The 14,365-nt window shown below is 71.5% G+C and carries 12 protein-coding genes; 7 read left to right on the top strand and 5 right to left on the bottom strand.

The window, feature by feature from the left end:
- Positions 1 to 113 precede the first annotated feature (113 nt).
- Positions 114 to 2,477: a DHA2 family efflux MFS transporter permease subunit gene (locus ACFXBC_RS07250; RefSeq protein WP_385019645.1), complete on the bottom strand. Its 2,364-nt coding sequence runs from the start codon at positions 2,475 to 2,477 to the stop codon at positions 114 to 116.
- Between the two features lie 10 nt (positions 2,478 to 2,487).
- Positions 2,488 to 3,099 carry a TetR/AcrR family transcriptional regulator C-terminal ligand-binding domain-containing protein gene (locus tag ACFXBC_RS07245; RefSeq protein WP_385019643.1) on the bottom strand — a complete coding sequence of 204 codons (612 nt, stop codon included), beginning with the start codon at positions 3,097 to 3,099 and terminating at the stop codon, positions 2,488 to 2,490.
- 133 nt (positions 3,100 to 3,232) lie between these two features.
- Here ACFXBC_RS07245 and ACFXBC_RS07240 point away from each other — a divergent pair, with 133 nt between their 5' ends.
- Together ACFXBC_RS07240 and mgtA are read left to right on the top strand one after the other, a co-directional pair.
- Entirely contained in the window at positions 3,233 to 3,595 is a 363-nt protein-coding gene (locus ACFXBC_RS07240; RefSeq protein ID WP_385019653.1) for an ArsR/SmtB family transcription factor, read from the top strand.
- A complete protein-coding gene (mgtA, locus tag ACFXBC_RS07235; RefSeq protein ID WP_385019641.1) occupies positions 3,579 to 6,335 on the top strand; it encodes a magnesium-translocating P-type ATPase in 2,757 nt (918 codons plus the stop codon). The genes ACFXBC_RS07240 and mgtA overlap by 17 nt, the downstream gene beginning before the upstream one ends.
- Positions 6,336 to 6,407: 72 nt before the next feature.
- Here the strand turns inward: mgtA and ACFXBC_RS07230 are convergent, their stop codons facing one another.
- Positions 6,408 to 8,153, bottom strand: coding sequence for an LCP family protein (locus ACFXBC_RS07230; protein ID WP_385019639.1), 1,746 nt, complete (start codon positions 8,151 to 8,153; stop codon positions 6,408 to 6,410).
- 144 nt (positions 8,154 to 8,297) lie between these two features.
- On the opposite strand from ACFXBC_RS07230, the gene tatA reads away from it, so the two are divergent.
- A complete protein-coding gene (tatA, locus tag ACFXBC_RS07225) occupies positions 8,298 to 8,642 on the top strand; it encodes a Sec-independent protein translocase subunit TatA (RefSeq protein ID WP_385019637.1) in 345 nt (114 codons plus the stop codon).
- Positions 8,643 to 8,817: 175 nt separating this feature from the next.
- Here tatA and ACFXBC_RS07220 read toward each other — a convergent pair whose 3' ends face one another.
- A complete protein-coding gene (locus tag ACFXBC_RS07220) occupies positions 8,818 to 9,432 on the bottom strand; it encodes an FMN-dependent NADH-azoreductase (protein ID WP_385019635.1) in 615 nt (204 codons plus the stop codon).
- A 164-nt stretch (positions 9,433 to 9,596) separates the two neighbouring features.
- On the opposite strand from ACFXBC_RS07220, the gene ACFXBC_RS07215 reads away from it, so the two are divergent.
- On the top strand, positions 9,597 to 9,944 hold the full coding sequence (locus ACFXBC_RS07215) for a winged helix-turn-helix transcriptional regulator (protein ID WP_385019633.1): 348 nt from the start codon (positions 9,597 to 9,599) through the stop codon (positions 9,942 to 9,944).
- A gap of 66 nt (positions 9,945 to 10,010) precedes the next feature.
- Here ACFXBC_RS07215 and ACFXBC_RS07210 read toward each other — a convergent pair whose 3' ends face one another.
- A complete protein-coding gene (locus tag ACFXBC_RS07210; protein WP_266855192.1) occupies positions 10,011 to 10,454 on the bottom strand; it encodes a MarR family winged helix-turn-helix transcriptional regulator in 444 nt (147 codons plus the stop codon).
- Positions 10,455 to 10,545: 91 nt separating this feature from the next.
- On the opposite strand from ACFXBC_RS07210, the gene ACFXBC_RS07205 reads away from it, so the two are divergent.
- The 3 genes from ACFXBC_RS07205 (at position 10,546) to ACFXBC_RS07195 (ending at position 14,349) form a co-directional block, all read left to right on the top strand.
- Positions 10,546 to 11,697 carry a hypothetical protein gene (locus tag ACFXBC_RS07205; protein ID WP_385019630.1) on the top strand — a complete coding sequence of 384 codons (1,152 nt, stop codon included), beginning with the start codon at positions 10,546 to 10,548 and terminating at the stop codon, positions 11,695 to 11,697.
- 348 nt (positions 11,698 to 12,045) lie between these two features.
- Positions 12,046 to 13,470, top strand: coding sequence for a DUF2252 domain-containing protein (locus ACFXBC_RS07200; protein WP_385019628.1), 1,425 nt, complete (start codon positions 12,046 to 12,048; stop codon positions 13,468 to 13,470).
- 96 nt (positions 13,471 to 13,566) lie between these two features.
- Positions 13,567 to 14,349 (top strand): J domain-containing protein, encoded by a 783-nt coding sequence (locus tag ACFXBC_RS07195; protein ID WP_385019651.1) that lies wholly within the window; start codon positions 13,567 to 13,569, stop codon positions 14,347 to 14,349.
- Positions 14,350 to 14,365: the final 16 nt, after the last annotated feature.

Here is a 14,365-nt window from a genome sequence, read left to right as displayed (position 1 = left end):
GGGTTTGTTGTTTTCCCCCCCCGGGTGTGTGGGCCCGGGTTTCGGGGGGCGGTTTCCCCCGGGGGGGGGGGGGGGCGGCCGTACGGAGACCGTGCGGCCGCCCCGGATCCGGTTCAGTCCGAGTGCCCCAGCAGTACGTCGAACCCGTCCTGGGCGTCCGAAGGGACGGTGAGCTGGGACGCGGCGGGCGGGTAGCCCGCGGCGATCACCGTGTAGTCGACGCCGGTGAGGCCGGTGAACGTGTAGACGCCGTCCGGGCCCGTGGTGTGCCGGCCGACGACATTGCCCGCCGCGTCGACCAGGGTGACCAGGGCGTCCTCCACCGGCGCGCCCTGCGGCCCGTGCACCGTTCCCCGCACCGTCGCCGCTGCCGTGAGGGCCGCGTCGTGCCGGGTGGGGGCGGAGCCCGCGACCGTGACCAGGGCGGCGTAGGGCTGGTGGCCCTCCGCTCCGGCGGTCAGGGTGTAGGCGCCCGGCGGCAGCGCGGGCAGCCGGTAGCCGCCGTCCGCGGCCGAGACGGTGGAGTCGACCACACTGCCCTCCGTGTCCGTCACGACGAGCAGCGCGCCCTCAAGGGGCCCGGCCGCCGTGCCGACGGTGCCGAAGAGCCCGCCGGTCCCGCCGAGCCGGACGTTGTGGGCCACCGGCTCGGTGCCCAGGACGAGTTCGCTGATCTTCGGCCGGCAGTCCGGCGCCGAAGCGACCAGGACGTACCTCCCGTACGGGGCGGACAGCGCGTACGAGCCGTCCGGCGCGGGGACCGCGCGGGCGACCTGGCGGCCGCCCTGGTCGATGAGGGTCACCGCGGACGCCACCGGGGCGCCGTCCTCGCCCACCACCCGTCCCCGCACGCTCGCCTGCTGCGGGGCCGTGTCCGGTGCGGCCGTGGGCAGTTCGGCGGTCGGGCGGTCCTGCGGGGTCGCGGCGGCCGCGTCCTCGATGGCCTCCTCGGGGGCCGCCGCGGCCTGCGGGGTGGCCGGTGCCGGTGCGGTGCCCAGCGGGCGGCCCTTGCGGTAGAGGAAGAGCGCGATCAGGAAACCGAGCGCGAACAGACCGGCGGCCCACCAGTAGACGGTGGAGTAGCTGTGCACGGCGGCCTCGGCGAGGGCCGGCTTGGAGGTGCCGTGGTCCTTCACGTAGTCACTGGCCGCGGTGGTCGCCATGGTGGAGAAGAGCGCGGTACCGATCGAACCGCCCACCTGCTGCATGGTGTTGACGGTCGCGGACGCGACGCCCTGGTCGGCGGGGGCGATGCCCAGCGTGGCCAGGGACATGGCCGGGGGCATCACCATGCCGATACCGGCACCGATGAGGAGCAGGGGCGGCAGGATGTCCGCGCTGTAACTGCTGGTCAGGTCGAGCCGGGACAGCCAGACCAGGCCGCCCGCGGAGAGCAGGGTGCCGATCGGCACCATGATCTTGGGGCCGATCCTCGGCATGAGCACGTTGATCGACAGCTGCGCCAGCAGCATCAGCATCAGGATCATCGGCAGGAAGGCGAGCCCGGTCTTGACCGGGGTGTAGCCGAGGATCTGCTGGAGGTAGTAGGTCAGGAAGAGGAAGATCCCGAACATTCCGGCGCCGGTGGCGAACACCATCAGATACGAGGCGCTCCGGTTGCGGTCGGCGAAGACCCGCAGCGGCAGCAGGGGGTGCGACGCCCTGGTCTGCCAGCCGGTGAAGGCCAGCAGCAGTACGCCACCGCCCGCCAGGAAGCCCCAGCACAGCGGGTCGCTCCAGGCGTACGTCTCCGCGTTGGAGAAGCCGTAGACGACACAGAAGAGCCCGGCGGAGACCAGCAGGGTGCCCAGCAGGTCCAGCTTGGGGCGCTGGGCGGGTGCGGGCCGCCGGATGAAGAGCAGCGCACCGGCCACCGCGAGTACGGCGATGACGAGGTTGACATAGAGCGTCCAGCGCCAGTTCAGGTGCTCGGTGAGCACCCCGCCGAGCAGCAGCCCCACCGCGCCGCCGGAACCGGCGATCGCGCCGAACACCCCGAAGGCGCGGCCGCGTTCCTTCGGATCGGTGAAGGTCGTCGTCAGCAGCGACAGCGCCGACGGCGCGAGCATCGCGCCGAACGCGCCCTGGAGCGCACGCCCCACCACCAGCAGGGTGAAGCCGTCCGCCGCTCCGGCCACCGCGGACGAGCCGGCGAAACCGATGAGCCCGATCAGCAGGGTGGTCTTGCGGCCGAAGAGGTCGGCCAGCCGTCCGCCGAGCAGCAGCAGACTGCCGAAGGCCAGTGAGTACGCGGTGACGACCCACTGCCGGTCGTCGTTGGAGAAGCCCAGGTCCTGCTGGGCCGAGGGCAGTGCGATGTTCACGATGGTGGCGTCGAGGACGACCATCAGCTGGGCGAGACCGATCACCACGAGGGCCCACCAGCGGTGCGCCGGGGGCGGCGACGGTGTGGGGGCCGGTGGCGCGGCCGGCGGGGATATGGTGCCGACGGCCGCGTCGGCGGATGCGGAACTCATCATGTACTCCTCAGGTGGTATCTGTGGCGCTGCCGTCGGTCTCCCGGAGCAACACGGGGAGGGCGACGGCGTCGACGTAGCGGCGCAGGTAGTCGGCGTCGGGCTCGCGCTGGTCGAAGACCAGCCTGGCGAAGCCCGCGCCCTGGATGAGGTGGGGGAAGAAGTCGAGGGCCGGATTGGCCGGATCGATCTCTCCGCGTGCGATGGCGCGGTCGACGATCCCGCGGGCGGCCTCCAGGTCGGGCCGTACCAGTGTCTCGTGCATGGCCTCCGCGAGTGCGGAGTCCTGCCGGACGGCCAGGGCGATGCCGCGCATCAGGGCGTGGTCCTTCCTGGCCTTCCCGATGCGGGAGGTCATCTCGTACAGGTCTCCCCGCAGGGAGCCGGTGTCGAGGCCGGACAGGGTGAAGGGTTTGCCGTGCCGCAGCGCCTCGGACACCAGCCGGGGCTTGCCGTGCCAGCGGCGGTACAGGGTGGCCTTGCTGCACTGGGAACGCTGCGCCACGGTGTCGAGGCGGGTGGCCTCGTAGCCGACCTCGCGGACCAGATCCAGGGTGACCGTGAAGATCTCCGCCTCACGCTCGGGCGTGAGCCGTGTTCTCCGGGACTCGGGCTGCGGCATACCCACTCCAGTAAACGAAACTGTTTCGTACCGTTAAGCTAGGTGCTCCCGCTGTCCGGACGCAAATGCGGCACAGCCGCGCGGCCTAGACTGGTGTGGTCCCGAGGGTGGTCCAGCGGTGGGGGAAGGCGAAGTGGCGGCAGGCGTCGAGAGGTTTCCGGATCCTTCCGCCGAAGTGCTCGCGGAGGCGGCCGCCGCGTTCGGTCTGCTCGCCTCGTCGGCCAGGCTGCACATCGTGTGGGCGCTGGCCCAGGGCGAGAGCGATGTGAGCGGTCTCGCGGAGCGGGTGGGCGGTGCGCTCCCCGCGGTGAGCCAGCATCTGACGAAACTGAAACTGGCCGGTCTGGTGCGCTCCCGGCGGGAGGGGCGGCGGCAGGTGTACTTCGTCGACGATCCCGATGTGGTGACCGTCGTACGGCTCGTGGTCGGCCAGCTCGCCGACCGGGCCGGCGGCGGGGCTCCCCGGGCGGGTCACCTCCGTGGGACAGGCACCTGAGGCCGCCGCGGCCCCGGAGCCCGGCCCCGGGGCCGCCCTGCGGGCCGTGCGGGTGGCAGAGGGTGTTCCGGCGGCCGGCGGCGCCGTACCCGATCTGGGGGCGCTGACCTCGCTCCAGGTGCTGCGCGCCCTGGACAGCGGGCCGCGCGGGCTGACGGAAGCGGTGTCCGACGCACGGCTGCGGCAGTGCGGCGAGAACACCCTGCCCGCCCGGCTCCCCGTCCCCTGGCTCGTACGCTTCCTGCGCAGCGTCCGGGACCCCTTCACCGCTGTGCTGCTCTGCCTCGGAGTGGTCTCGTCGCTGGTCGCCGCGTGGGGCACCGCATCGGTGATCACCGCGCTCGTGGTGGTGAGCTGTGCGCTGCGCTCCGCGGGGGAGCACCGCGCCGACCGCTCGATGAACGCGCTGCGCGGACTGGTGGCCAGTACGGCGACCGTGCTCAGGCGGCCGGCGGACGACGCCCTTCCGGCGGCCCGTGAGGTCCCGGTCGACCAGCTGGTGCCCGGTGACGTGGTCCGGCTCGGGCCGGGCGATCTGGTCCCCGCCGATGTGCGGCTGCTGCGCTCCACCGGCCTGAGCGTCAACCAGGCGGTGCTCACCGGGGAGTCGGCGGCCGTCGCCAAGTCCGCGACCGATGTGCCCGGTACGGCGTCCGACGGCAGCGCATTCGACCGTGCGCACCTCTGCTTCCAGGGCAGCAGCGTCGCGTCGGGCAGCGGCAGCGCCGTCGTAGTGGCGACCGGGGCCCGGACCTGGTTCGCCGCCGGGCACGGAGCGGCCGGGCCGCGCGGGCCCAGCGCCTTCGACAGGTCAGTGCACGGTATTTCGTGGATCCTCATCCGCTTCATGCTGCTCACCCCGCCGCTGGTGCTGATGGCGAACGCGGCGCTGCGCGGGCGGGGTCTGGAGACGCTGCCGTTCGCCGTCGCGGTGGCGGTCGGCCTCACCCCCGAGATGCTCCCGGTGATCGTCACCAGCTGTCTGGCCCGTGGCGCCTCTCTCCTCGCCCGTCACCACGGGGTGATCGTCAAACGGCTGCCCGCGCTGCACGATCTGGGCGCGGTCGACGTGCTGTGCCTGGACAAGACCGGGACGCTCACCCAGGACCTGCCCGTGGTCGACCGGGCGCTGGACGCGGCCGGTGCGGACGACCGCGACGCGCTGCACTGGGCCGCTGTCAACGCCTGGTGGACCCTCCAGCTGGCCGACCTGCCCGCCCCCGACCCGCTCGACGAGGCGCTGCTCGACGGGTCGGACGGCGAGGAGTTCCTGCCGTACGAGGGGATCGCCGCGCTGCCCTTCGACCCGGTGCGGCGCCTGTCGACCGCGGTCGTACGCCGTCCCGGGCGGCTCGGCGTCGACACTCTCGTGGTGAAGGGCGCAGTCGAGAACGTTCTGGAACGCTGCGCGCTCGACGGCCCGGAGCGGGAGCGGCTGCTCGCGGCGGCCGGGGAGCATGTACGGGACGGGGCGCGGCTGCTGGCCGTCGCGACCGCCGAGCGCCCGGCGCGCAAGCGGGCGTACACCCCTGCCGACGAGCGCGGCCTCAGCTTCCGCGGCTTCGTGACCCTGCGGGACGCGCTGGTGCCGGGCGCAGCCGACGCGCTGCCCAAGCTCGCCGGGATGGGCGTGGCGGTGAAGGTCGTCACGGGTGACCACCCCGGTACGGCCGCCCGCGTCTGCCGGGAGCTGGGGCTCGACCCGGGGACCGTGCTCACCGCCCGCGACATGGACGCCCTCACGGACGGCCAACTGGCCGCGGCGGCAGGCGAAACGGTGGTCTTCGCCCGCTGCACCCCGGAGCACAAGGCGCGGATCGTCCGCGCGCTGCGGTCCGAAGGGCACGTCTGCGGTTTCCTCGGGGACGGCGTCAACGATCTGCCCGCCCTGTACGCGGCGGATGTCGGGATCTGCCCGCGCGACGCGGCCGATGTGGCGCGGGAGGGCGCGGACGTGGTGCTCGCCGAGCACGCCAAGGACCTCTCGGCCGTCGAACACGCGCTGACGGCAGGGCGTCACAGCAGCGGCAACATCGCGACGTATCTGCGCATCACGCTCTCGTCCAATCTCGGCAACGTCATCGCGATGCTCGGCGCGGGTCTGCTGCTGCCCTTCCTGCCGATGCTCCCGGCCCAGGTGCTGGTGCAGAACCTCTGCTTCGACGCGGCGCAGCTCGCGTTCGCCTACGACCGGCCCGCCCCGGGTGTGCTGAGCAGCCCCGCCACTCTGCGATCGCGCGACTTCCTCCGTTTCATCACCGGGTTCGGCGTGCTCAACGCGGTCGCCGACCTCGCGACGTTCGGGGTGCTGGCACTCGCCGTACACGGTCCCGGCGGCCCGGACAGCGAGACCGTGTTCCACTCCGGCTGGTTCGTGGAGAACCTCCTGACGCAGTCGCTGGTCATGCTTCTGCTGCGTACGGGGCGCCGGGCGGCCGAACGCGGTGTGCCCGGCCCGGACAACTTGGGGGCGGGGGCCGGTGCCGGTTCGGGGCGCCGGGCGGACGGGACCAGTCCGGTCCGCTGGGCGGCAGCCGTGCTCGCCGCCGTCGGGCTGCTGCTCCCGCTCTCACCGCTCGGGCCGCTGCTGGGCATGGCGGCCCTGCCGGGGCTCTACTACGCGCTGCTCCTGGTGGTCCTCGGCCTGTACGCGGTGGGGCTCGCGGCGGCCAGGCGGCGGTACGACAGCCGCCGGTACGGCGACCGCCGGCCCGACAGCCCTCGCGCGGTGGCGTGTTGACCGTGGCGTGGGGCGGTGGCGGGTCCGTACCGGCGGCCGGGGCCGCTCATCCGTAGGACAGGTCGCTGAACGTCAGCCGTAGGACAGGTTGCTGCACGGCCCGTCGTCCCCGGAGCGGGCACCGGACGCCACGGACGACGGGAGCGAGGAGGGCGACGAATCGGCCGGCGAGGAGGCCGCCGGGTCGCTGCTCGGGGTGGCGGAGGGGTTGTCGGCGTAGACCTGGCCCAGGGTCACGGTGACACCGCTGCCCGCGGTACCGGCGGGCGCTTCCTGGACGGTCGCCCCCACGAAGAGCCTCGCCACGGTCGCGGCCTTGCTCTGCTCACCGGGACCGTAGGTGACGACGGTGGAGGTGCGGTCCTGGGTGGGGGCCGTCACCGTCCCGTTCACGGTGAAGCCGTGGTCCCGGAGGCTCTGGGCCGCGCGGGCCGCGAGACCGGTGACCGTGGTGCCGTTCTGCACGGTGACGGCGATTCCGGCACCGGAGACGGGGCCCTGGGGGGCGGCCGGTGTCGAGGAGGGGCCGGGGGACGCGGGGCCGCCGTCCTTGCCCGTTTCGCCGTCCTTGCCCTCCTTGCCTTTCTTGCCGCTGGCGTCCTTGCCGTCGATCGTGCGGTCGGCCCGCAGATCGGACCAGAGGGCGTTCGCGTCCGGCTCGACTATGGCCACGCGCGCTCCCTGGTACCGCCAGGGGATGGTGACGAACTTGGTGTTGTGCAGATCGATGCTCTTCAGCGACATCACGAAGGAGAGCAGCTTGTCGGCGGACGAGAGCCCCGGATCGACGGTCAGCGAGTGGGTGGCCGCGTCGGCGAGGGGCAGCAGCTTGGTGGGGGTGAACCCGTCGTCCTTCACCTTCTTGATCAGGGAGGAGACGAAGGCCTGCTGGCGCTTGATCCGTCCGATGTCGGAGCCGTCACCGATGCCGTGCCTGATCCGTACATAGTCGAGCGCCTTCTGCCCGGACACGCTCTGCTCCCCCTTGGCGAAGAGGAGCTTGCCGCGGGTGGTGCGGTTCGGGTCGAGATCCCGCTGGTAGATGTTCTGCGGCAGACACACCTGGACGCCGCCGACGACGCCGGTCAGCTTGGAGAAGCCCTCGAAGTCGACGACGACGGTGTGGTCGATGCGCAGACCGGTGAGCTTCTCCACCGTGTTCTGGGTGCAGGCCGGGTTGCCCTTGGCGGTCTGGCCGACGGAGTAGGCCGCGTTGAACATCGTCTGCGGCTGCGGCTTGGTCCAGCTGCCGTCGGGCAGCTTGCAGGACGGGATGGTGACCAGGGTGTCGCGCGGGATGGAGACGGCGAGCGCGTGCTTGTGGTCGGCGTAGATGTGCAGGACGAACGCGGTGTCGGAGCGCCCCACGTCGTTCTTGTCGCCGCCGCCCAGCACGCTGTTGCCGCCGGTCCGTGCGTCCGAGCCGATGACCAGTACGTTCTGGCCCTTGGTCGAGGCCGTGGGCCGGTCGGCCGAGATGCCGTCCGAGCTGAAGGAGTTGATGTTCCCGTTCAGCCGGAGGTAGACCCAGCCGGCGCCCGCGGTGGCCAGCACCAGCAGGGCCACGGCTATGGCGAGTACGAGCCGGGTGCGGCTGCGCCCCTGACGCTTCCGGCGTTTGGGCCCGCGTCCCGGGGCATGGGTGGCGTGCTGTCCGCGGTGGGGCGGCCGGTGGCCCGTCCCCTGGCCGGCTCCGTGATCGGCGTGGCCGCTCGTGCCGTTCTTCTCGCGGCGCTCTTTCCCTGCGGCCGTGCCTTCTCCGGTCGCGGGCCGGGGGATCCGCTTGCCTCCGCGTGTGGTCCGATCGCTCGTTTTCATCTGCGCGCTTTCATCCGTCCGTCCGTACAGAGGGGACGAACGGCCCCACCCCATGGTTGTACAGTTGCGCAATGTAGCAAGCTTTTCTGGAGATGATTCCGGCGGTACGGTCCGTCGGCCGACGAGAAGAAGGGTGGGGTGGACATGCTCCGCAACGGCCTGGAGCCCTGGCACCTGCTCATCGTGGCAGTCGTGGTCATGGTGATGTTCGGCTCGAAGAAGCTGCCCGACACCGCCCGCGCGCTGGGCAAGTCGATGCGCATTCTCAAGAGCGAGGCGAAGGCGATGAAGGAGGACGGGGCGTCGGCGCCGGGCTCGCCGGGCTCGCCGGTCGCTCATGGCGCTGCGGCCTCGGAATCCGATGCGGCTGCGGGCGCGGCCCGTTCGGCGGACGCGGCGGACTCGGTGGAGCCCACCGGGGTCACTCTGGGGGCGGAGTCGGCCACGTCCGGCGCTCAGCGGGTTGAGCGGGCAGCGAAGACCATCTGAGGCTGCTTCGGGCCGCCCCGAGGTCGCTTGGGGCCTGGGTTTCACGTGAAACCCCCGCGCGGGTCGACGAGAGCCGCACGGGGGTTTCTGCGGAGGCAGCCCTGGCCGCCCTGATCTGTCCTGGCCGTCCTGATGTGTACGGCCTTCTGTGCGCCGGGGGTCTGCGGTGGGACGGTCAGGCCGCGAGACGCGTGGCGAGCGCCTTCGCCTTGGAGGCTGCGTCTTCCAGCGCCTTGGCCCTCGAGGTCTCCGCGAGCGGTACGAGGTCGGCCATGGCGGGCTGCGAGGCGGCCAGCGTCAGTTCGGGGACGATGAAGTCGACCTCGGCGCCGAACATCCCCGTCAGCAGCTTCTCCAGGTAGTTCTGGACGAACTCGAAGGTCTCCCGGGGGGTTCCGGGAGCGTAGGAGCCGCCGCGGCTGGCCACGATCGTGAACGGGGTGCCGGCCAGCGGGCTCTCCGTGCCGCCGCCGTTGTGGCCGGAGATGATCGCGTGGTCGAGCCAGGCCTTGAGGGTCGAGGGGATCGAGAAGTTGTACATCGGGGCGCCGATCAGCACGGCGTCCGCCTCGGCAAGCTCGTTGGCGAGCTCGGCCCGCAGCGGTGACTCGACGCCCGCAGCCGCGGCGGCGGCGTCCAGGTGCGGCAGCGGATGGGCGGCGAGGTCACGGTAGATGACCACGCCCTCGGGGTGCTGCTCCCGCCAGGCGTTCACAAAGACGGCGGTGACGTCACGGGATGCGGAGCCCTGTGGGAAGACGGCGGAGTCGATGTGCAGAAGAGTGGCCATGTCGGTCTCCATGGAGTGTGGGTGGGGCGTGGGTGGAATGGGGATGCGTAGGCGGCGCGTGGTCGCGGTCCGTAATCCTAAAAACCATGCGTTCCTATCTTTAGCATAGTCACTTACTTTTCCGCAGCTGCTACGGAGTGGTCCGCACTCAGTACTCTGTGGGCATGGCGGAACACAGCGAGCAGACGTGCAAGCAGGTCGGCGGGGCGATCACGCGCGTCTTCGAGCTGCTGGGCAAGCGTTGGACGGGCCTGATCGTGGCCGTGCTGATGCAGCAGCCCGTGTACTTCGCGGACCTGCGGCGGGCCATTCCCGGTATCAGTGAGCGGATGCTCTCCGACCGGCTGACCGAGCTCGCGGCGGCGGGACTGCTCGTACGCGAGGTGGACGAAGGGCCCCCGCTGCGGGTCTCGTACCGGCTGACCGAGGCGGGCAGGGCGTTGGGGCCCGCGCTCCACGAGCTCGGACAGTGGGCGGAGGCGTATCTCCCGGACGCGGGCGGCCCCTGCTGACCGGGCCGACTGCGCTCTGACCGGTTGTGGCGCTGCTCACCCGGCGCTGTTCACCCGGCCCGGCTCTCAGCTCAACTCTGCCGAGTTGTAACGCAGTAGATAGGTCGCGAAGCGGTCGAGGTCCTCTTCGCTCCAGTCCGCCAGCCGGTCACGGACGGCCGCGCGCCGGCTGCCCTGGGACGAGGCGAGTTTCCGCGTACCGGCTTCGGTGGGGTGGAGCACCTGCACCCGCTGGTCGTCGGCGGCGGGGCGGCGCTCGACCAGGCCGAGTTTTTCCAGCACGGCGAGCTGTCGGCTGACGGTGGACTTGTCCAGCATGTAATGCGCCGCGAGATCGGTCGCGCGACAGCCCTGGCTGTCGTCGATGTGCGCGAGCAGGGTGTACGAGACCAGGGGTAGCTCGGGGTGGAGGCGGGCGGCCGTGGCGCGGGCGCGCCGGGCGAACGCCGTCAGTTCGCGCTGGATCGTGTCGACGGACGCGTCGTGGTCCCGGGGGTCTTTGCCGGTCATGGTTGGCCCTCCTAGTTATTAGTTGTATAGTACAACTCAAATAGAAGTTGTAAAAGCCAACTAGCGCGTCAGTGAGCAGGAGAGGTGTCCGATGTCCGCAGGCCCCACGAACGGTGCCGTCAGTACGGGGGCTGCTCTGCGCCATGTCCTCGGCCATCTCGTCACGCCCCTGCTGATGTGCATCGGCATGGGGCTCGCGTATCTGGGGGCGTTCCACGCCCCGCAGCCGCATGAACTCCGGGTCGCGGTCGTCGGTTCCGGGCCGAGCGCCCAGGTGCTGGCGCAGACGCTGCACGACAAGGGGGACGGTGCCCTCGACGTCAGGACGGTCCCGGACCGCTCCGCCGCCGTGCAGCAGTTGAAGGACCAGGACGTGTACGGCGCCTTCGTGCCGAACCGTACGAGCCCCGAACTGGTCGTCGCCTCCGCGTCGTCCGACACCACGGCCACGGCGGTGGAGAAGGTGTTCACACAGGTCGCGGCCCAGCAGGGCGAACCGCTCAAGGTGACCGACGTGGCGCCGACAGCGAGTGGCGACCCGACAGGACAGGGCATCTTCTTCCTGCTGGTCGCCCTGAGTATCGGCTCGTACGCCTCGGTCGCGGTGATCGGCGGAGCCGGTGGAGTGCTTCCGCTGCGGATCAGGGCGCTGCTGGCGCTCGGAACCTCCCTGGTGGTCAGCGCGATCGGCGCCGCCTTTGCCGGGCCGGTGTTCCATCTGGTCAGCCAGGGGCTCGGTGGGGTCTGGGCCATGGCGTGGATCTACTCGGCAGGCATCCTGCTCGTCGGGGTGGGACTGCACACCTTCCTGAAGCGGTGGACGACGCTCGGTGTGATGGTGCTGTTCGTGATGCTCAACTTCACGAGTTCCGGCGGCATCTTCCGGCCCGAGCTGCAGCCCGGATTCTTCGGGGCGCTGCACGCCTTCTGGAATGGCGCGGGCTTTGTGGAGGGTGTGCGCAGCCATGTGTACTTCGGTGGCCACGCCCTCGGCGGCAATGTGCTGGTCCTGGCCTTCTGGCTACTGGCGGGGCTGGTGGTGACGGGCGTTGCGGGGCTGGTCGAGGCGGGCCGCCGCAAGTCGGCAGCGCGGGACGCCGGGCGGACGGCGGCCACGCCGGAGGCGCCACAGCGGGCAGTGGTGGAAGCGCAGCCGGAGAAGGAGAAGGGGCACGCGGCGGAGGAAGCGGCGGCGAAGGAAGAGGCGGAAGAGGAGGAGCTGGAAGAAGCGGTGGGTGTGTGAGCGGGCCCGGGGCCGGCACCGGGGCGCGCCGGCCCAAGTCCAGAACCGCACCGGCACCTGTCCCCGTCTCACTGCACCACTGCACCACTGCACCACTGCACCACTGCACCACTGCACCGCGCCACTGCACTGCACCACTGCACCACTGCACCACTGCACCACTGCACCGCGCCACTGCACTGCACCACTGCACCGCACCGCTGCCTCGCACCGCTGAAGCGCACGGCTGAACGGCGCCGCTGTACAGCCGAGTTGTCCACAACCGGGCAGTTGTCCACAGGCTCGAACGGGCCCGGGCCCACGGCGGTACGGTCGACGCAGTCGGTGTTGATCGAGAGCGGGGGCTCCATGGACGAGCAGGTACGTATCCCGGCGGTGGCCGGATTCGCGCAGCGGATGGCCGGCGCTCCGCCCGGTCCGCATCCGCCGTCGTCGCGCTCACCGAAGGCCATGGGGAAGGAGTTGCGGACCCGCGTCCCCCGGTCCGCCCATGCTGCGCCGGTCCCGGAGGGGAGACGCCCTGACCCGGTGCGGGCGGTCGAGGAGTCGAACCGGGGCAGGGTGCCCAGCCTGGTGCCGATACGGGTGGGCCGGATGTCCGCCACTCCCTTCGCCTTTCTCCGCGGTGCCGCGGGGCTGATGGCGCACGACCTCGCGGGCACGCCGTCCACGGGCATCGCCGCGCAGATATGCGGTGACGCGCACGCGGGCAACTTCGGTCTCTACGGCGATGCGCGGGGCCGCCTCGTCATGGATCTGAACGACTTCGACGAGACCGAGACCGGCCCCTGGGAGTGGGACCTCAAGAGGCTGACGGCCTCCCTGGTGCTGGCGGGCCGGCAGGCCGGAGCGGACGAGGACAGCTGCCGGGCGGCGGCCTTCGACGCCGTGGGGGCGTACCGGCGCACCATGCGGCTGCTGGCGAAGCTGCCGGTGCTCGACGCGTGGAACGCGATAGCCGACGAGGAACTGGTCTCGCACGCGGACGCGCACGACCTCGCGGGCACGCTGGAGCGGGTCTCCGAGAAGGCCCGTGGCAACACCAGCGCGCGCTTCGCCGCCAGGGCGACCGAGGAGTGCGGCGACGGCAGCCGCCGCTTCGTGGATGCACCCCCGGTGCTGCGCCGGGTCCCGGACGCCGAGGCGGCAACGGTGGCCGGATCGCTCGCGGAGTATCTCGGCACCCTGCCGCACGACCGGCTTCCGCTGCTGGCGCGGTACGCGATCCATGACGTGGCCTTCCGGGTGGTGGGCACCGGCAGTGTGGGCACCCGCTCGTACGTGGTGCTGCTGCTCGATCACCGGGGCGAACCACTGGTGCTCCAGGTGAAGGAGGCACGGGCCTCGGCGCTGCTGCCCTATCTGCCCGCGGCCGGGTTCACATCGGGCCGGACGGAGCACCATGGGCGCCGGGTGGTGCTGGGGCAGCAGCGGATGCAGGTCGTCAGTGACAGCCTGCTGGGCTGGACGACGGTGGAGGGGCGGCCCTACCAGGTGCGGCAGTTCCGGAATCGCAAGGGCAGCGTGGACCCGGTGGCGCTGGCGGCCGGCCAGGTCGATGACTACGGCCGGATGACCGGCGCGCTGCTGGCGCGGGCCCATGCGCACAGCGCGGACCCCCGGCTGATAGCCGGGTACTGCGGAAGGAACGAGGAACTGGACGAGGCGGTGGCCGCCTTCGCCGTGGCCTACGCGGACCGTACGGAGGCCGATCACGCGGAACTGGTGACGGCGGTGCGGTGCGGACGGATGGCGGCTGAGCCGGGAGTGTGACCCGGGAGGTGCGGGCGCCCGTAGGCTGGACGGGTGACGGAGGATGCCACCGGGGGCACGACCACCCGGAACGACGACGACCAGAGCGGGCAGCCCATGGGCGAGCAGCGGCCGGAGGCGCGGCTTGAGAGGGCTGTACGCGCCGCCGAGCAGGCACTGATCGAGTTCGAGATCGCGGTGGAGACCTTCCGGGTGGAGGTCGAGAACTTCTCCCGGCTCCACCACCAGAGACTCGGCCCGATGTATGCCCGCCTCGACGAGCTCGACGCGCAGCTCGCCGAGGCCCGTGCCGCGCTCAGCGGCGACCCGGAGGACCTGGCCAAGGCCCAGGAGGCGCGGGCGATGGTGCTGCCCATGCCCGGCGTTGACGAGCTGTTCCACGACTGGATCGACTCGGAGGGGCTGCCTCCGGAGGCGCAGGCCATGCTGAACGAGCAGCCGGTGCAGCCGCCGAAGCGGGTACGGCCCAGTGAGGAGGCGCGCAAGCTCTACCGCGAGCTGGTCCGGGAGGCGCACCCGGACCTGGCGCAGGACGACGCGGAACGGGAACGGCGTGACGAGTTCATCACCCGGGTCAACGCCGCCTATGCCCGGGGCGACGAGGCGGCGCTGCGGGAGCTGGGCGAGGAGTGGGCCGCCGGTCCGGTCCAGGAGGCTGCCGAGCCCAGCGAGAGCGATGAGCTCTACGCCAGGCTGGAGTGGCTCTCCCAGCGCAAGGAGCTGCTGTCCCTGGTCGCCCAGGAGCTGGAGGAGAGCGCTATCGGAGCGATGCTCCGGATGGCACCGGACGACCCGGACCGGCTGCTGGAGGAGATCGCGGAGCAGTTGCTCGCCCAGGTCTCCGAGCGTGAGGCCGAGCTCGCGGAGATGGTGCAGTAGCGTTCCCGGTGACCTC

It is taken from the genome of Streptomyces sp. NPDC059398, from assembly GCF_042751845.1.
Taxonomy (GTDB): Bacteria; Actinomycetota; Actinomycetes; order Streptomycetales; family Streptomycetaceae; genus Streptomyces.
Note: the sequence above shows the minus strand (reverse complement) of the source record. Positions and strands in the feature narration are given on the sequence as shown.